17 protein-coding genes and 2 tRNA genes are annotated in these 17,808 nt (G+C 71.5%); 15 read left to right on the top strand and 4 right to left on the bottom strand.

Annotation, left to right across the window (positions count from 1 at the left end; translation table 11 throughout):
- Positions 1-60 precede the first annotated feature (60 nt).
- The gene (gene pepN / locus ABZ249_RS13910) at positions 61-2,604 is read right to left on the bottom strand and encodes an aminopeptidase N (RefSeq protein WP_355261892.1); all 2,544 of its coding nucleotides are present in this window, start codon (positions 2,602-2,604) and stop codon (positions 61-63) included.
- Positions 2,605-2,837: 233 nt separating this feature from the next.
- Between pepN and ABZ249_RS13905 the strand changes: the two genes are divergently transcribed.
- The 10 genes from ABZ249_RS13905 (at position 2,838) to ABZ249_RS13860 (ending at position 10,974) form a co-directional block, all read left to right on the top strand.
- Positions 2,838-3,473, top strand: a complete 636-nt coding sequence (locus ABZ249_RS13905; protein WP_355261889.1) for a DsbA family protein — start codon at positions 2,838-2,840, stop codon at positions 3,471-3,473.
- Between the two features lie 133 nt (positions 3,474-3,606).
- On the top strand, positions 3,607-3,765 hold the full coding sequence (locus ABZ249_RS13900; protein WP_355261886.1) for a hypothetical protein: 159 nt from the start codon (positions 3,607-3,609) through the stop codon (positions 3,763-3,765).
- 126 nt (positions 3,766-3,891) lie between these two features.
- Positions 3,892-5,307, top strand: coding sequence for an aldehyde dehydrogenase family protein (locus tag ABZ249_RS13895; RefSeq protein WP_220559606.1), 1,416 nt, complete (start codon positions 3,892-3,894; stop codon positions 5,305-5,307).
- Between the two features lie 129 nt (positions 5,308-5,436).
- Complete coding sequence (locus ABZ249_RS13890) at positions 5,437-5,583, top strand: hypothetical protein (protein ID WP_220559607.1); 147 nt, start codon at positions 5,437-5,439, stop codon at positions 5,581-5,583.
- A gap of 93 nt (positions 5,584-5,676) precedes the next feature.
- Positions 5,677-6,144, top strand: a complete 468-nt coding sequence (locus ABZ249_RS13885; protein ID WP_220559608.1) for a ribose-5-phosphate isomerase — start codon at positions 5,677-5,679, stop codon at positions 6,142-6,144.
- A gap of 387 nt (positions 6,145-6,531) precedes the next feature.
- Positions 6,532-7,635, top strand: coding sequence for a PP2C family protein-serine/threonine phosphatase (locus ABZ249_RS13880; RefSeq protein ID WP_355261881.1), 1,104 nt, complete (start codon positions 6,532-6,534; stop codon positions 7,633-7,635).
- 260 nt (positions 7,636-7,895) lie between these two features.
- Positions 7,896-9,239, top strand: a complete 1,344-nt coding sequence (gene mgtE, locus ABZ249_RS13875) for a magnesium transporter (RefSeq protein WP_355261878.1) — start codon at positions 7,896-7,898, stop codon at positions 9,237-9,239.
- A 68-nt stretch (positions 9,240-9,307) separates the two neighbouring features.
- Positions 9,308-9,508: an antitoxin gene (locus ABZ249_RS13870; RefSeq protein ID WP_355261875.1), complete on the top strand. Its 201-nt coding sequence runs from the start codon at positions 9,308-9,310 to the stop codon at positions 9,506-9,508.
- Between the two features lie 41 nt (positions 9,509-9,549).
- Positions 9,550-10,410: a M23 family metallopeptidase gene (locus ABZ249_RS13865; protein ID WP_355261872.1), complete on the top strand. Its 861-nt coding sequence runs from the start codon at positions 9,550-9,552 to the stop codon at positions 10,408-10,410.
- Positions 10,411-10,431: 21 nt separating this feature from the next.
- The gene (locus ABZ249_RS13860) at positions 10,432-10,974 is read left to right on the top strand and encodes a (2Fe-2S) ferredoxin domain-containing protein (RefSeq protein ID WP_355261869.1); all 543 of its coding nucleotides are present in this window, start codon (positions 10,432-10,434) and stop codon (positions 10,972-10,974) included.
- A 24-nt stretch (positions 10,975-10,998) separates the two neighbouring features.
- Here ABZ249_RS13860 and ABZ249_RS13855 read toward each other — a convergent pair whose 3' ends face one another.
- From ABZ249_RS13855 to ABZ249_RS13845, 3 genes are all read right to left on the bottom strand, one after another.
- Positions 10,999-12,861 (bottom strand): ABC transporter ATP-binding protein, encoded by a 1,863-nt coding sequence (locus ABZ249_RS13855; protein ID WP_355262444.1) that lies wholly within the window; start codon positions 12,859-12,861, stop codon positions 10,999-11,001.
- 79 nt (positions 12,862-12,940) lie between these two features.
- Positions 12,941-13,432 carry an adenylyltransferase/cytidyltransferase family protein gene (locus ABZ249_RS13850; protein ID WP_355261866.1) on the bottom strand — a complete coding sequence of 164 codons (492 nt, stop codon included), beginning with the start codon at positions 13,430-13,432 and terminating at the stop codon, positions 12,941-12,943.
- Positions 13,433-13,639: 207 nt separating this feature from the next.
- A tRNA-Gly gene (locus tag ABZ249_RS13845) sits at positions 13,640-13,710 on the bottom strand.
- A 167-nt stretch (positions 13,711-13,877) separates the two neighbouring features.
- On the opposite strand from ABZ249_RS13845, the gene ABZ249_RS13840 reads away from it, so the two are divergent.
- The 5 genes from ABZ249_RS13840 to ABZ249_RS13820 all read left to right on the top strand — a co-directional run.
- Positions 13,878-13,952 (top strand) — tRNA-Pro (locus tag ABZ249_RS13840).
- Between the two features lie 224 nt (positions 13,953-14,176).
- Complete coding sequence (tig, locus tag ABZ249_RS13835; RefSeq protein WP_355261863.1) at positions 14,177-15,628, top strand: trigger factor; 1,452 nt, start codon at positions 14,177-14,179, stop codon at positions 15,626-15,628.
- Positions 15,629-15,934: 306 nt separating this feature from the next.
- Positions 15,935-16,561, top strand: a complete 627-nt coding sequence (locus tag ABZ249_RS13830; protein ID WP_220559617.1) for an ATP-dependent Clp protease proteolytic subunit — start codon at positions 15,935-15,937, stop codon at positions 16,559-16,561.
- Positions 16,562-16,678: 117 nt separating this feature from the next.
- Entirely contained in the window at positions 16,679-17,335 is a 657-nt protein-coding gene (locus ABZ249_RS13825; protein ID WP_220559618.1) for an ATP-dependent Clp protease proteolytic subunit, read from the top strand.
- A 211-nt stretch (positions 17,336-17,546) separates the two neighbouring features.
- On the top strand, positions 17,547-17,808 hold a 262-nt coding region (locus ABZ249_RS13820; RefSeq protein ID WP_355261858.1), incomplete at its 3' end, for a ClpX C4-type zinc finger protein.

Genomic DNA, 17,808 nt, shown 5'->3' with positions numbered 1-17,808 from the left:
ATACGGGACGGGCCCGGGGAGGACGTCCCCGGGCCCGTCGCCTCCGTCGCGTCGACGCGGCTAGCGGGCCTCGCCGGCGGCGATGTCCACGGCGCGGGCCTTCAGCGCCCGCTCCACCCCGGCGCGCCCCTCCACCAGCAGGCGCCGCAGGGCGGGGGCGGGGGAGTTCTCGGCGATGTAGGCGTCGGTGCGCTCGATCGTCGCCTCCTCCACGAGGCCGCCCGGGTACATGAACTCGGCGAAGGTCTGCGCGAACTCGCCGGTCCACTTCTCCCAGGCCGGGGCCAGCTGCGCGAAGTACTTCTCCACGTAGGGCCGGTACAGGTCGGCCTGGCCCGGCTCCACGAAGCCCAGCAGCACCGACCGGAACTCGGCGTTGGCCAGCTCCTCGCCCACGATGCGGTCCCAGGCCGCGGCCTTGGCCGCCGCGGTCGGGATCGCCGCCCGCGCGCCGGCGGCGTGCCGCTGCCCGGCGGCCGTCGCGTCGTTCTTCAGCTCGGCGTCGATCTCCTCCTCGCCCGCCTTGCCGGTGGCCACCAGGCGGCGCAGCAGGGTCCACCGCAGCTCGGTGTCCACCACCAGGCCGTCCACGGTGATCGCGCCGTCCAGCAGCCCCCGGAGCAGGGACAGGTGGGCGTCGCCGACCGCGCTGGAGGCCAGCGCGTTGACGTAGGCCAGCTGCAGGTCGCCGCCGGGCTCGGCGGTCGTCAGCAGCTCGCGCAGGCGCTCCGACAGCTTCTCGAAGCCGAACGGGCGCCACGCCGGGTCGGCGTAGTTGTGCAGGGCGGAGACGGCCTGGCGCAGCAGCGTCTGGGCGACCATGACGTCGTCCACGCCGTCGATGCCGGAGATGACCAGGTCCACGTAGTCGCGGGCGGGCATCTCGCCGTCGCGGGTCATGTCCCAGGCGGCGCCGAAGGCCAGCGCGCGGGGCAGGGACTCCCGGATGCTCCCGATGCCGTCCACGACCGTGGCCAGGGACCGCTCGTCCAGCCGGATCTTGGTGAAGGTCAGGTCGTCGTCGTTGATGAGGACCAGGTCGGGGCGGGCCTTGCCGACCAGCTCCGGCACCTCGGTGCGGGCGCCGCTGACGTCCAGCTCCACCCGGTCGCGGCGCACGATGCCGTCCCCGGTGCGGTCGTACAGGCCGATCGCCAGCCGGTGCGAGCGCAGCGTCGGGTGCTCGGGGGCCGCTTCCTGGATCACCGCGAACGAGGTGAAGTCCCCGTTCGCGTCCACCTCGAAGTCCGGGCGCATCGTGTTGACGCCGGTGGTCTCCAGCCACTCGCGCGACCAGCCCGACAGGTCCCGGCCGGAGGCCGCCTCCAGGTGCTTGAGCAGGTCCTTCAGCTCGGTGTTGCCGAAGGCGAACTCCTGGAAGTAGGCGCGCACGCCCGCGAAGAACGCGTCCACGCCCACGTACGCCGCCAGCTGCTTGAGCACCGAGGCGCCCTTGGCGTAGGTGATGCCGTCGAAGTTCACCTCGACCGCCTGGATGTCGACCATGTCGGCGGCGATCGGGTGGGTGGAGGGCAGCTGGTCCTGGCGCAGCGCCCAGGACTTCTCCACGTTCGCGAACGTGGTCCAGGCGTCCGTCCACTTGGTGGCGTTGGCCTGGCAGTACACGCTGGCGTAGGTGGCGAAGGACTCGTTCAGCCACAGGTCGTCCCACCAGCGCATGGTGACCAGGTCGCCGAACCACATGTGCGCCATCTCGTGCAGGATCGTCTCGGCGCGCCGCTCGTAGCGGGCGTCGGTCACCCGGGAGCGGAAGACGTAGTCCTCCAGGAACGTGACGGCGCCCGCGTTCTCCATGGCGCCCGCGTTGAACTCCGGCACGAACAGCTGGTCGTACTTGCCGAAGGCGTAGCGGACCCCGAACAGGCCGTGGAAGAAGTCGAAGCCCTGCCTGGTGACCTCGAACAGGGCCTCGGAGTCCAGGTGCTCGGCCAGCGAGGCCCGGCAGAAGAGGCCCAGGTCGATGCCGTCGTGGGTGTCGCGCACCTCGTGGTACGGGCCGGCGACCAGCGCCGTGATGTAGGTGGACATGCGCTTCGTGGCGGGGAAGTGCCAGCGCACCCGCTCCTCGCCGGCCGCCTCGCGCGTCACGTCGGGCGCGCTGTTGGAGACCACGGTCCACGACGGCGGCGCGAACACGGTCAGCTCGAACGTCGCCTTCAGGTCCGGCTGGTCGAAGCACGCGAACATGCGGTGCGCGTCGGCGGTCTCGAACTGGGTGTACAGGTACACCGAGTCGTCCACCGGGTCCACGAACCGGTGCAGGCCCTCGCCGGTGCGCATGTAGGCGGCGTCGGCCACCACGGTCAGCTCGTTGTCGGCGGCCACCTCCGGCAGCGTCAGGCGCTCGCCGTCGAACAGCCCGGCCGGGTCGAGCTCCGCCCCGTTCAGCGTCGCCGACAGCACCCGGGGCGCCGCCAGCTCCACGAACGTCCGCGCACCCGGCTCCGAAGAGGAGAAGCGGACCACGGTGGTGGACCGGAAGGTCTCGTCCCCGGTGGTGAGGTCGAGTGTCACCTCGTAGGAGTCGACGCTCAGAATGCGCGCCCGCTCCCGAGCCTCGTCCCGGGTCAGGTTCCCTGCCACGCCACGCTCCCTCCACGGCCGCCGTCGTCGCCGGCCGGATCGCTTCACCGGGGACGACGGCGCGGGCCGGGGGAACTCCTCTGGGCGGGGCGTCGTCGGGGCCGGTGGATCGGTTGTCGATTCGGCTCCGATCCTGCCACGCACGGGGTCGGAATGCGCAACCGAAATCGAAGGTTGTAGCGCTACGTCGACCCCTGCGGGGCGCCGCCCCGACTCTTTGCGAGGAGCACTCCATGACGCAGACCGCCGCGGACGCGGGCGAGCAGGACATCGCCTACGCGGACATGTGGTTCGATCCGGCCTGCCCCTGGGCCTGGATCACCTCCCGTTGGCTGCTGGAGGTCGAGAAGGTCCGGCCGGTGCGGGTGCGCTGGCACGTGATGAGCCTGGGCGTCCTCAACGAGGGCCGCGACCTCCCCGAGGACTACCGCGAGCTGCTGGACCGGTCCTGGTCCGCGGTGCGCGTGTGCATCGCCGCCGAGCAGCGCTTCGGGGCCGAGGTCCTGGGCGCCCTGTACACCGCTCTGGGCACCCGCTTCCACAACAACGACGAGCCCCGCACCGACGAGACGATCCGCGCCGCCCTGGCCGACGCGGGCCTGCCCGGGAACCTGGCGGAGGCCGGCGGGTCCACCGAGTACGACGAGGCCCTGCGCGCCTCCCACGCCGAGGCCATGAAGCTGGTCGGCGAGGACGTGGGCACACCCGTCGTCCAGGTCGAGGACGTCGCGTTCTTCGGCCCGGTCATCACCCCCATCCCCCGTGGGGAGGAGGCGGGGAGGCTCTGGGACGGCGTCCGCCTGGTCGCCGGCACCGAGGGCTTCTTCGAGCTCAAGCGCACCCGCACCCGCGGCCCGGTCTTCGACTGACGCGGGAGCGCGGCGGAACGGCACGTCGGCGCGCCGCGCCCGGTCCCCGGGCGCGGCGCGATCCGGGGTGCGCGCGGGTGCACACTGGAGGGGGCCGCGGCGGCGGCCGCCCACGACGACGGAAGGACCGGCCGTGCCCGAACCCGACGACGAACGCAGGGTCGAGTTCCTCGACGACCTCGACGTCCTGCCCGACACCACCTCCGACGAGGGCGCGCTGGGCTGGGGCGACGACGTCTCCGACGACTCCACCGACCGCCTGATCGCCGAGCGCCCCCCGCACTGGGACTGAGGGCCCCGCGGCCGGGGGCTCCGCGCCGGCGCCGGGGGACCGGGCCCGGCCCGGCCGTCATCGGCGGGTCCACCGGTCGTGCCTCCCGCACTGGCCGACCGAATCCGGTTCTGCGACAGTGGGGGCATGCGATCCCTCTACATCGACGGCGCCTGGCGCGACTCCGCCTCCGACGAGGCCCTGGACGTGATCGACCCGGCGACCGAGCAGGTCATCGACACCGTTCCGGCCGGGGACCCCAAGGACGTCGACGCCGCGGTCGCGGCCGCGGCGGCCGCCCTCCCGGCCTGGTCGGCCCTGGCCCCCGGCCGCCGCGTCACCCACCTCGCCCACGCGCTGGACCTCTTCAACGAGCGCATCGACGACATCGCCGCCCTGCTCACCCGCGACATGGGCGCGCCGGTCAAGTTCTCCCGCAGCGTGCAGGCGGGCCTGCCCGCGCTCATGTTCCGGACCTACATCGACCTGGTCGAGGAGACCGGCGAGCGCTACTTCGAGGGCGAGAAGCTGGGCAACTCGCTCATCGTCCGCGAGCCGGTCGGCGTGGTGGGCGCCATCACGCCGTGGAACTACCCGCTGCACCAGATCGTGCTCAAGGTCGTGCCCGCCCTGCTGGCGGGCAACACGGTCGTCCTCAAGCCCAGCGAGGTCGCCCCGCTGAGCGCCTACGCCCTGGCCGAGGTGTTCCACGACGCGGGCCTGCCCGCGGGCGTGTTCAACCTGGTCTCGGGCACCGGCCCGGTCGTCGGCGAGGCCATCGCCGCCCACCCGGGCGTCGACATGGTCTCGTTCACCGGCTCCACCCGCGCGGGCGTGCGCGTCTCCCAGGTGGCCGCCGAGACCGTCAAGCGGGTCGCCCTGGAGCTGGGCGGCAAGTCGCCCAACGTGATCCTGCCCGACGCCGACCTCACCGCCGCCGTCAAGCGCGGCGTCGCCGACGTCATGCGCAACACCGGCCAGAGCTGCAACGCCCTCACCCGCATGCTCGTCCACCGCGACTCCTACGAGGAGGCCGTCGCCCTGGCCGCGCAGGCCGCCGCCAAATACGTCCCGGGCGACCCCAAGGAGGAGTCCACCCGGCTGGGCCCGCTGGTCTCCGCGGCCCAGCTCGACAAGGTCCGCTCCTACATCGAGCTCGGCGTCCGGGAGGGCGCCCGCCTGGTCGCCGGCGGCCCCGAGCCCGTCGAGGGGCCGGGCTACCACGTGCGCCCCACGGTCTTCGCCGACGTCGGCAACGACATGCGCATCGCCCGGGAGGAGATCTTCGGGCCGGTCCTGGTCCTCATCCCCTACGACACCGAGGAGGAGGCCGTGGCCATCGCCAACGACACCGACTACGGCCTCAGCGCCGCGGTGTGGTCGGGCGACCCCGAACGCGGCCTGGCGGTCGCCCGCCGCCTGCGGGCCGGGCAGGTGGAGCTCAACGGCGGCGCGCTCAACCCCCGCGCCCCCTTCGGCGGCTACAAGCGCTCCGGCAACGGGCGCGAGTGGGGACTCCCCGGCCTGGAGGAGTTCTGCGAGATCAAGGCCGTGCAGATGTGACCGGCCGATGTGTCAGGACTCACGGGCCGGAACGGTTCATACCAGGAATCGGCCCCGGTGAGAATCGCGTTGAGGGGTGTGGAAAAATTCCGACTGGTCATCCCTGGTCGAACCCAATCGAGGTGTGAGTTGAGCAACAAGCCCGCGGTCTCCAAGGCAGGACCCCTCGGCAAGGACATCAAGATGATCGTGATCAGCAACGTGATCGCGATCGCCTCCATGGCCCTCTTCGCCGTGCTGGGTCTGAGCGTCGCGGCCGCCGCAGGCGCCGCCTGACCCTCGGTCACAGACGCGTCCGACGCCCCGCCCGTCCCCTCGACGGGCGGGGCGTCGTGCATCCCCGCCCCGGCGACCTGCGACACTGTGTCCGTGCGTGTTTACCTTGGATCAGATCATGCGGGCTACGAGCTCAAAGAACACCTCGTCTCCTGGCTGAAGGAGCGCGGCCACGAGGTCGTCGACGCCGGGCCCTTCGCCTACGACGCGGTGGACGACTACCCGCCCTTCGTCCTGCGCGCCGCCGAGGGCGTCGCCGCCGACCCCGGTGCGCTGGGCATCGTCATCGGCGGCTCAGGCAACGGCGAGCAGATCGCCGCGAACAAGGTCGCGGGCGTCCGCGCCGCCCTGGCCTGGAGCGAGGACACCGCCCGGCTGGCGCGCGAGCACAACGACGCCAACGTGCTCGGCATCGGCGGCCGGATGCACACCCTGGACGAGGCCACGCGCTTCGTCGAGGTCTTCCTGGCCACGCCCTACAGCGACGAGGAGCGGCACACCCGCCGCATCGCGATGCTGAGCGCCTACGAGGAGACCGGCGAGCTCCCGCCCCTGCCCTGAGGACCCCTCCCGGCCCCGCCGGGAACCGAGCGCCCCCGCCCGTGAACCCGGGCGGGGGCGTCCGCGTACGGGGCCCCGGGAACGGGTTTGGGCTGATCCCAAACCCTCGATTATGGGGGAGAACACCGACGGATGCACGTGCCAGTCGGACATCCCCCGCGCTACAGTTCGTGCACAGCGGCTCGGTTCCGTCCCGGCCGCCGCCCGGCGGTGCCCTCGGCCCGCCGCCACGACCGCGGGCGGGTCCCCACACCGCCCTCAGCCCGTCGCACGTCCCGAGCCGGGGACGGCGCCGGAGCCCCGCCGGACCGCCACGGTCGCGGCACGGGCCACCCGAGCCGACCGAGACCGAACCCCCACGGGCGGGCGCGCCCGCACAGAGGATTGATGAAGCCCACACCGAACGCCAAGGCCGCCCGACTGCTGCGCACCACCGCGCAGCGGATCGTCGCGGTCCTCCGGCGCAAGGTGCTCTTCCGCTACCGGCTCGTCCTGATCACCCTGGTCACCCTGGCCGTCGGCATCGGCGTCGGCGCCGTCTGGGGCCCGGCCGGGTGGTTCCCGCCCAGCTCCACCATCCTCACCGTCCTGGCCGGCGGCCTGCTGCTCAAGCGCAAGAGCCTGGCGGCCCTGCTCGCCGTGGTCGCGGCCGTCCTGGTCTTCGTCGCCTTCATGCTCGACTTCGGGCAGGTCGGCCCCGGGCTGCTGGTCACCATCGGCGTCACCGCGGTGCTGTCCTACCTGCTGTCGGGCGTGCGCGAACGCCTGGGCGTGCAGGGCCTGAGCGGCGAGATGATGCTCCTCGACCTGCGCGACCGGCTGCGCCAGCAGGGCCGGCTGCCCGGGCTGCCGTCCGGCTGGGGCCGCACCGCCGTCCTGCGCCAGGCCGGGGGCTCCTCCTTCGGCGGCGACTTCGTCGTCTCCGACCGCGACGGCGACCGGCTGGACATCGCCGTGGTCGACGTCTCCGGCAAGGGCGTCGACGCCGGGACCCGCGCCCTGATGCTCTCGGGCGCCTTCAGCGGGCTCATCGGCGCGGTGCCCACCAAGGACTTCCTCGCCCACTGCAACGACTACCTCATGCGCACCGGCGGCGGTGAGGGATTCGTCACCGCCGTCCACCTCAGTGTGGACCTGTCCACCGGCGAGTACAGCATCGCCTCCGCCGGGCACCCGCCCGCGGTCCACTACGACGCCGGTACCGGCTCCTGGACCACCACCGAGGCCAAGGGCGTGGTCCTGGGCGTCATCCCGGAGATGACCTACACCTCGGTCCGCGGCCGCCTGCGGCCCGGCGACGCCCTCATGCTCTACACGGACGGCCTCATCGAGACCCCCGGCGAGGACCTCGACGCCGGCATCGACCGCCTGCTCGGCGCGGCCGAGACCCTGGTGACCAGGGGTTTCTCGACCGGTGCCGGGAAGATGGTCGACGCCCTCAGCAAGGACAAGAACGACGACTGCGCCCTGGTCGTCCTCTGGCGCGACTGACCCCCGGCGACACCCCCGGACGGGGCGGCGGACCCGTGCGCGGCCCCCGGACGGGTAAGGTTCGGGGTGCTCCCCGTCCCGCGTACGGCGGCCGTCCCCGTACACGTCCCCGGATACCCGTGCGCGCCCTCCCCATCCCCGGCGCCGACTCCGCGCGGTCCACCACACCAGTGACGACGGGACCCGGAGCCGTCATACGCAACCGGTGTCGCCCGCGGCCGTGCCCTGCGGGCGGAGGAGAACGCGAGGGGGTGCTTCGCATGTCAGAAGGCGAGCGCGCTGAAGAACTCACCGAACTGGTCGAGAACAACGACCTGACGGGAATCCGGCTCTGGTTGGCCGAACATAGGCCCTACGAGATCGCCGACGAGCTCGCCCGCATGGCGGGCAGGCAGGCGATCATCCCCTTCCGGCTCCTGGACAAGGACCGCGAGCTGGAGGTCTTCGAGGAACTCGACCCCGGCCAGCAGCAGGCCATCCTCCTGGGCCTGCGCGACAGCGCCTTCCACGAGCTCCTGGAGGAGATGGACCCCGACGACCGGGCCCGCCTCATCGGGGAGGCCCCGGCCAAGATCGCCACCCGCGCCCTGGCCGGCCTCAGCCCCGCGGAGCGCCGGATGACGGCGGCGCTGCTGGGCTACCCCGAGGACGCCGTCGGCCGGTTCATGACGCCCGAGACGGTCGTCCTGCACCGCGACCTCACCGTGGGCCGCGCCCTGGAGATCGTCCGTGCCAAAGGAGCCGACGCCGAGACCATCTACACGCTCCCCGTGGTCACCGACGGCCGCCGCCTGGTCGGCACCGTAACCCTGGGCGACCTGGTCGTCAACGACGACGCCCGGCTGCTCAAGGACATCGTGGACGTCCTGGCCCCGCAGGTGCGGGCCACCCACCCGGCCGAGGACGCCGCCCGCCTGATGCAGGAGGCCAATCTGGTCTCCCTGCCGGTGGTCGACTCCGAGGACCGGTTCGTGGGCCTGCTGACCTTCGACGACGCCCTGGAGCTCATCGAGGCGGCGGACTCCGAGGACATGGCCCGCCAGTCCGGTGCCAGCCCCGTCGGCGACCACTACGTCAGCGTCGGGGTGCTGCGCCTGGTCGGAGCCCGCTCGGTGTGGCTCATGCTGCTCATCGTGGCCGCCACCCTCACCGTCAACGTGATGCAGGTCTTCGAGGCCACCCTGGAGGAGGTCACGGCGCTGGCGGTGTTCGTGCCGATGCTCATCGGCACCGGCGGCAACGTCGGCGCCCAGTCCGCCACCGCGATCGTGCGCGCCCTGGCCGTCGGCGAGGTGCGGGTCCGAGACCTGCCCCAGGTCATCTGGAAGGAGGCCCGGGTCGGGCTGCTGCTCGGCGTGATGCTGGCCGGCCTGGCGCTGGCCATCGGCGCCCTGCTGGTCGGGTTCCAGGTCGCCGTGGTGGTGGCCTGCTCGGTCATCGCCATCTGCACCTGGGCGGCGATCATCGGCTCGTCGATGCCGCTGCTGGCCCGCAAGGTGGGCGTGGACCCGGCCGTGGTGTCCTCGCCGATGGTGGCGACCCTGGTGGACGCCACCGGCCTGATCATCTACTTCTCGGTCGCTCGGCTCATCCTGCACATATGACACGGGGGCATAACCGGCGTGACACCGGGTATCGCCTTGGGTGCAGGACGGACCTGAGGGGGGAATCCATGTCCGGTGCCGGAGATGCGTTCGACAAACTGAGGAAGGCCGTCGACGACAACGCCGACAAGGTCGAGGGGCTGGTCGGCAAGGCCGCGAACGCCGCCAAGAAGGCGACCGGCGGCGCCCATGACGACAAGATCGACAAGGGGGCCGACGCCGCCACCGACTACCTGCGCAAGCGTGCCCGGGAGAACAGGGAGCGGTAACACGGTTCGGCGGGGCGGGACCGGGCGTCCACAATATGGAGATGCCCGATCCCGCCCCGACCCGTTTCCAGGTCGTCCTGGCCCGAGTCCGCGTCCCCCTCATGTGGGCCGCGGGCGCCGCTCTGCTCGCCGGGTACGCCGGCCTGTCGTGGTGGGCGGGCTGGTCCCTGTTCGCCGTCGCGCTGGCCGTGTACTTGCGCCTGGGCACCGTCCGCTGCGCCCCGCGGGTGCTGCGGCCCCCGGTGCGGGGGCGCTGGATGGCGCTGACGAGCCCGGTGGACGCGGTCCCCAGCCAGGGGACCCACGCCTACGGGCAGACCCACGCCCTGGGGCTGGTCGCCGAGGACGGGACCCGGCCCGACATCGGGTGGCGGCCGCTGAGCCGCCCCCCGGAGGACTTCCCCGCGTTCGGGAGGCCCGTCTACGCGCCCGCCGACGGGGTCGTGGTCGCCGTGCACGACCGGAGCCGCGACCACCGCAGCCGCAACTCCTGGCCGTGGCTGCTGGGCTCGGTCCTGGAGAACACGCTGCGCGAGCTGCGCGGCCCGGCGGGCCTGCTGGGCAACCACGTGGTCATCGACGTCGGCGGCGCGTACGTGCTGCTGGGCCACCTGCGGAAGGGCTCCGTCGGGGTCCGCCGAGGGGACCGGGTGGCGGCGGGCGCCCTGATCGCCCGCTGCGGCAACTCGGGGGCGTGCACCGAGCCGCAGCTTCGGATGCAGCTGATGGACCACCGGTGGCCGCTGGTGGCGGCGGGGCTGCCGTTCCTGTGGGAGGCGGGCTGGGACGGGGGGTCCGACACCGCGGGGCTTCCCGAGACCTGGCGGCCGTTCGACGTCCCCGCTGGTCAGAGCGGTCCGGAGGCGGGTTACCCTGAGGCTGATGAGGTAAGGCGAACCTAAGGTTCGGGTGAGGAGGACGGTGTGGGCGAGATCGACGGGCGGCCCTGCCGGCTCACGGTCTGCCGCGGCTGCTGCTGCGGGACGAAGAAGAAGGTCCCGGGCGTCGACCACAAGGCCCAGCTCGCCCGCCTGTCCGCCATCGACGACCACGCCGGCCGCACCGTCCCGGTCCGCACCAGCAAGTGCCTGGGCATCTGCTTCCAGGCCAACGTGGTGGTCGTGCAGCCCTCCCAGAAGGGCCACGCCGCCGGGGGGCGGCCCGTGTGGCTCGGGGAGATGACCGAGGACGGGCTCCTCGACGCCCTCGACGACTGGATCTTCGAGGGCGGCCCGGGCCTGGCCCCGCTCCCCGACGTCCTGGCCGGCCACGTCACCTCCAAGGACGCCAAGAAGCCCAAGAAGCGCAAGCGGCCCAAGAAGGCCAAGGCCATGGAGAAGGAGCGCAGGAAGGCGAAGGAGCGCAAGGCCGAGAAGGCCTCCCGCCGGCCCGGGAAGAAGGGCAAGGGGGAGAAGGACGGGAAGAAGAAGGGCCGGAAGAAGGACGAGCGCCGCAAGAAGAAGTAGCGCGGCGCCCGCCCCCGGGTCCCGTCAGTGGTCCTGCGGCGCGAACTGGGTCCGGTACAGCGCCGTGTACAGGCCGCCCCGGCCCAGCAGCTCCTCGTGGGTGCCCCGCTCCAGGATCCGCCCGTCCTCCAGGACCAGGATCTGGTCGGCCTCGCGCACCGTCGCCAGCCGGTGCGCGATCACCAGGGAGGTGCGCCCGGACAGGGCCTCGGCCAGCGCCTCCTGCACCGCCGCCTCCGACTCCGAGTCCAGGTGCGCGGTGGCCTCGTCCAGCACCACCACCGACGGCGAGCGCAGCAGCAGCCGGGCGATCGCCAGACGCTGCTTCTCGCCGCCCGACAGCCGGTAGCCGCGGTCGCCCACCATCGTGTCCAGCCCGTCGGGCAGCTGCTCCAGCAGCGGGCCCAGCCGCGCCATCCGCAGCGCCGCCTCCATCTCCTCGTCGGTGGCGTCGGGCTTGGCATAGCGCAGGTTCGCGCCCACCGTGTCGTGGAACAGCTGGGCGTCCTGGGTGACCACTCCCACGGCCTCGCGCAGCGAGTCGGAGGTGGCCTCGCGCAGGTCCAGCCCGCCGACGCGCACCGCACCCTCGGTCGGGTCGTACAGCCGCGACACCAGGTGCGTCAGCGTCGTCTTGCCCGCGCCGGAGGGGCCCACCAGGGCCACCATCGTCCCGGGCTCGGCCCGCAGCGACACCCCGCTCAGCACCTGGGTGTCGTCGGAGCCGCGCCCCTGCGGGTTCAGTTCCAGCGACGCCACCGAGGTCTCCTCGGCGCCCGGGTAGCGGAACGACACGTTGTCGAACTCCACCCCCACCGGGCCCCGCGGGATCGGCCTGGCGTCCGGGGACTCCTTGATCGCGGGGTCCAGGTCCAGGATCTCGAAGACCCGGTCGAACGACACCAGCGCGGTCATGATCTCCACGTGCACGTTGGACAGGCTCGTCACCGGCCCGTACAGGCGCACCATCAGCGTGGTCAGCGCCACCAGGGTGCCGACCTCGAACGCGCCGTCCACGGCCAGCAGGCCCCCGACGCCGTAGACCATCGCGGTGGCCAGCGCGGTGACGGTGCCCAGCATCGTGAACAGCAGGCCGCCGAACACGGCCTGGCGCACGCCCAGGTCGCGCACCCGGCCGGCCCGGCGGGCGAACCCGTCGGCCTCGTCCCGCGGGCGGCCGTACAGCTTGACCAGCATGGCGCCGCCGACGTTGAACCGCTCCGTCATCAGGGAGCTCATGTCGGCGTTGGTGTCCATGGCGTCCCGCGAGATGTGCGCCAGCCTGCGGCCGATCAGCTTGGCGGGGATGAGGAACAGCGGTACCAGCGCCAGCGCCAGCAGGGTCACCTGCCAGGACAGCGCCAGCATGGTGATGATCACGGCGGTGGCGCTCACCAGGTTGGACACCACCGACTGCAGGACCGAGGTGATCGCCCGCTGGGCGCCGACCACGTCGGTGTTCAGCCGGCTGATCAGCGAGCCGGTCTGGGTGCGGGTGAAGAACGCCAGCGGCATCTTCTGCACGTGGGTGAAGACCTGCGTGCGCAGCAGGTAGATGACGCCCTCGCCGATGCGGGCGGACAGCCACCGGCCGGTCAGCGCGAGCGCGCCCTCCAGCAGGGCCAGGCCGCCCGCGGCGGCGGCCAGGCCGATCACCAGGGGGCGGTTCCCCGCGACGATGCCCCGGTCGATGATCGCCTTGAGCAGCAGCGGGTTGGCCACCACGATGGCGGCGCCGACCGACGTCACGAGCAGGAACAGAAGTATCGCCCGCCAGTGGGGGCGGGCGTAGGAGATGATGCGACGGGTGATGCCGGGGGGCAGTGCCTGCCCCCGGGCGCTTCCGTCGTTGACCAGGGCCCTGTAGGAGGGCCGACCGGACATCATGGTCATACGGGCCTCGATTCGCGTTACGCGTGGGTCAACAACCGTCCGCGCCCACCGCTTCCCGAGGCGTCCGGGGTGCTCAGAGGGCTCGGGCGAGCCTGCCCAGCGCCGCGGTGGTGGAGCGGCCGGGGGTGAAGGGCAGCTCCCAGGCGAGGGCGTCCAGCGCCTCGGCGCCCAGGATCTTGGCGCGGGTGTAGCGGTCTCCGGCGGTGAAGGCCAGGGCCGCCGGGGCCAGCGGCCGCAGGACCTCGGCGTAGGCCGACCAGTCGGCCACCCCGGGGGGGCCGTCGATGATGAAGGAGCCGGCCACGCAGCCCAGGGCGGCGATGGTCTCGGCGCGCTCCTCGGCCGGGTTGACCGGGCGTCCGGGCCCCTTCCAGGCGCGGACGCGCTCGTCGCACTCGATGCCGACGACCAGGGGCAGGCCGCGGTCGGCGATGGCTTGGAGGAAGCGGATGTGGCCGACGTGCAGGACGTCGAAGACCCCGGTGACGACGGCGGGGCGCTCCAGCCCCTCCGGCCGCTCGAACCAGCGTGTGCTCAGCGCAGTACCCGTGCCCGTGTCCGCCATCCAGTCACCCGATCCTCACAGGGGTGCCCGTGTCCGGTCTCGTCGGCGACCCCGCCCGAAAGGTCAACGTACCCGGTCGGGCCGGGTATTCCGCCTCCGGGCCCGAACGGTGTTCGGCCCTGTGGGGGAGTTCACCCGGACCGGTCCGCTGGGGCCGCGCACGACGGCGGGGGCCGGTGCTCGCGCACCGGCCCCCGCAGTGTGAAGAGCGGGCGACGAGAATCGAACTCGCATGACCAGCTTGGAAGGCTGGGGTTCTACCATTGAACTACGCCCGCGTGGCGCCGGAGCCTTCGAGTTTCCTCTAGACTCGTTGAGCCGACGGGGACAAGACTACAGTCTCCGCAGCGTTGGTCGCACACCCCTTTCCCGGGTCCGTGCGGGCGGCGTGTTCGGTCCGTGCCGGGAACCCGGAGCCGAACACGGTGTTCGGGGAGCAGGCGCACGGGGTGTGGCGCAGCTTGGTTAGCGCGCATGCTTTGGGAGCATGAGGCCGCGGGTTCGAATCCCGCCACCCCGACGAAACCGGCCACGGCGGCGGCTCCGGCCGTGCGCGGTGGCCCCCTGCGCATCTGCCCTAGACTTGGTGCGATCAGCAGGAAACTGTAAGTCCCAGCCCGTCGCAGGGCACCCCGTCGCCGGAGATCGTCAGATCGGGCGGGGGTGCACGCGTGCATTCGCCGTTGTGTGGTGCGCCTGCGGGCCGACGCGGACACCAGCCGGCAAACCTAGGAGTACCGCCCCGTGAAGACCGTTGTCGAGGAGCTGAGCCCGACCCGGGTCAAGCTGACCATCGAGGTGCCCTTCGAGGAGCTCGATCACGCTTTCGACGTGACCTACAAGTCGCTCGCGAAGCAGGTTCGGATCAAGGGCTTCCGCCCGGGCAAGGCGCCGGCGCGACTGATCGACCGTTACGTCGGTCGCGGCGCTGTGATCAGCGAAGCGGTCAACCACGCCGTTCCCGAGCTCTACAACGAGGCCATCCAGAAGGAGGAGATCTTCGCGCTCGGCCAGCCCGACGTGGAGGTCACCAAGCTGGAGGACAACGACGAGCTCGCCTTCACGGCCGAGGTCGACGTCCGCCCCAAGTTCGAGGTCGCCGACTACAAGGGGATCGAGGTGACCGTCGACAGCGCCGAGGTCACCGAGGAGCAGATCGACGAGCAGCTCGGCTTCCTGCGCGAGCGCTTCTCGACCCTGGTCGGCGCCGAGCGCCCGGTCGAGGACGGGGACCACGTCTCCATCGACCTGTCCGCCGCCATCGACGGTGAGAAGCTCGAGGACGTCGCCGTGAGCGGCTACTCCTACGAGGTCGGCACCAACACCATGCTGGAGGGCCTCGACGAGACCCTGCGCGGCATGGAGGCCGGTGCCGAGGCCACCTTCACCACCACCCTGGTGGGCGGCGAGCACGAGGGCAAGGAGGCGGACGTCACCGTCACCGTGCACAGCGTCAAGGTGAAGGAGCTGCCCGAGCTGGACGACGAGTTCGCCCAGCTGGCCAGCGAGTTCGACACCATCGACGAGCTGCGCGGGGACGTGCGCAAGCGCATGACCGAGGTGCGCCGCCTCCAGCAGCTGTCCTCCGCCCGTGACAAGGCCCTGGAGAAGCTGATCGAGTCGATCGAGCTGCCGCTGCCCGACGCGGTCGTCGACGAGGAGATCCAGCGCCGCCGCGAGAGCCTGGAGCAGCAGCTCGCGCAGAGCGGCCTCACCAAGGAGGCCTACCTCGAGTCGCAGGAGAAGACCGAGGAGGAGTTCGAGGAGGAGCTGACCACCGGCGCCCGCTCCGCGGTCAAGGCCGGGTTCATCCTCGACCAGCTGGCCATCCAGGAGGACCTGAGCGCCGACCAGGGCGAGCTCAGCCAGTACGTGTTCGAGCAGGCCCAGCGCATGGGCGTCAGCCCGGACCAGCTGGCCCAGCACCTGGTGCAGTCCAACCAGATCCGCGTCGCCTTCACCGAGGTCGTCCGCGGCAAGGCCATGGACCTGGTGCTGTCCTCCGCGAAGGTCACCGACGAGGACGGCAACGTCATCGAGCAGGAGACCGCCGAGGAGAAGTCGGCCAAGGCCGCCGCCGAGGCCGCTGCCGCGGCCGAGGGCCTGGAGGTCCTGGAGGACGCCGAGGAGGCCCCCGCGGCCGAGGCGACCGAGGACGCCAAGGACACCGAGGCCAAGGCCGACGAGGCCAAGTAGCCCCGGCCGCCGCGCCGAGCGCTCACGGGCCCCGCACGACCCTCCCGGGTCGGGCGGGGCCCGCCGCTTTCCCCGGGCCGCGCCGACCGGGCTCCGAGGGGGTTCGGGCGGTGCGGTGCGGCACCGGAGCGCCCGTTATTCCCGCTCCCGACCGCGTTCTTGTTCGCCTTCGGGAGAACAGGGCCTGCCGGGCTTGCGTCACCCTGCGCTCAAAGCGAACAGGCACGGTATCCGTGCAACCCCGGTGTCGGTCGGCGTTAGTGTCGCTGTATCGCAACCGTTTCGATTCCGGAGCAGGTGACGAGAGTGCCGCCGATCTTTGATGAGTCCTCGCGATTCGACGCTCGTACGTCGGAGCCGCAGTTTTCCCCTTTTCTTGAGCAGACGCCTCAGCGCCTGTTGCGCCAGCGAATCGTTTTCCTCGGCCAGCAGGTCGACGACGAGATCGCCAACCGCCTGGTGGGCGAGCTCCTGCTGCTGTCCGCGGAGGACCGCCAGCGGGACATCACCCTGTACATCAACTCGCCCGGCGGTTCCGTGACCGCGGGCATGGCGATCTACGACGTGATGCAGTACATCCCCAACGACGTCCGCACCGTGGGCATCGGCATGGCCGCCTCGATGGGCCAGATGCTCCTGTGCGCCGGTGCCCCCGGCAAGCGCTACGCGCTGCCGCACACCCGGGTCATGATGCACCAGCCGTCCGGCGGCATCGGGGGCACCGCCTCCGACATCCGCATCCTCGCGGACCAGCTGCTGTACGTGAAGAAGATGTTCATCGAGAAGATCTCCGAGCACACCGGTCAGACGGTCGAGCAGATCGAGAAGGACGCCGACCGCGACCGCTGGTTCACCGCGCAGGAGGCCAAGGACTACGGCTTCATCGACGAGGTCCTGGAGGGCACGCTCGACGTGGCCCAGGATCGCGGCTAGCGATCGGTCGGTGATCGGAACCGTCGGGTCCCGGAGCACCCGGGACCGGCACGGTGACCCCGCCCGACCCGGCGGTGCCGGGATCGGCGTAGTGCGTGGAAGCGTGGAAGGCGTGAAATGACCGAGTTCAATCCCTTTATCGGCGGCACGGCCCCGATGTCTCCCCAGGGCCGCTACGTCCTGCCGTCCTACGTGGAGCGGACGTCCTACGGCGTCAAGGAGATGAATCCGTACAACAAGCTCTTCGAGGAGCGGATCATCTTCGTCGGCGTGCAGATCGACGACACGTCGGCCAACGACCTGATGGCGCAGCTCATCACGCTGGAGCAGCTCGACTCCGAGCGCGACATCCAGATGTACATCAACTCGCCCGGCGGGTCGTTCACCTCGCTCATGGCGATCTACGACACCATGCAGTTCGTCCGCCCGGACATCCAGACGGTGTGCATCGGCCAGGCCGCCTCCGCCGCGGCGATCCTGCTGGCCGGCGGGACCAAGGGCAAGCGGGGCGCGCTGCCCAACGCCCGCATCCTGATCCACCAGCCCGCCACCGAGGGCATGCACGGCCAGGCCAGCGACATCGAGATCCAGGCCAACGAGATCACCCGGATCCGCACCCAGCTGGAGACCACCCTGGCGCGGCACACGGGCCGCACGCCCGAGCAGGTGTCCAAGGACATCGAGCGCGACAAGATCCTCACGGCCGAGGAGGCCAAGGATTACGGCATCATCGACTTCGTGCTCCCTTACCGCAAGGCCTCCCTGAACAAGTAGACCCTGCGGGCACAGGTCGAGAAGGCGTCGACCGGACCGGCCGCCAACCCGCCCGGAAGGGCCCGGTGGTGAAGCCGGTCCGGTTTTTCGCTTAGTCTGGCGAAAGAGCGACACACGGATCGCCCGTCCGTGAACGGACGGGTGCGGGGTATCGGACCCCGCACCGCCGCGGTACGCGGCATCGGCGGCCTTAGTTTCGAGGAGTGGCTGGGTGGCACGCATCGGCGACGGCGGGGACCTGCTGAAGTGCTCGTTCTGCGGCAAGAGCCAGAAGCAGGTGAAGAAGCTCATCGCCGGCCCCGGCGTCTACATCTGCGATGAGTGCATCGACCTCTGCAACGAGATCATCGAGGAGGAGCTCGCCGACTCCACCGAGCTCTCCTGGGATGCGTTGCCCAAGCCGCGGGAGATCTACGAGTTCCTGGATTCGTATGTGATCGGGCAGGAGCAGGCGAAGAAGGCGTTGTCGGTGG

It is taken from the genome of Nocardiopsis sp. NPDC006139 (assembly GCF_040614155.1).
In the GTDB taxonomy this organism is placed as follows: Bacteria; Actinomycetota; Actinomycetes; order Streptosporangiales; family Streptosporangiaceae; genus Nocardiopsis; species Nocardiopsis changdeensis.
The sequence above is the reverse complement of the archived record's forward strand: the minus strand, read 5'-3'. Positions and strand labels throughout refer to the sequence as shown.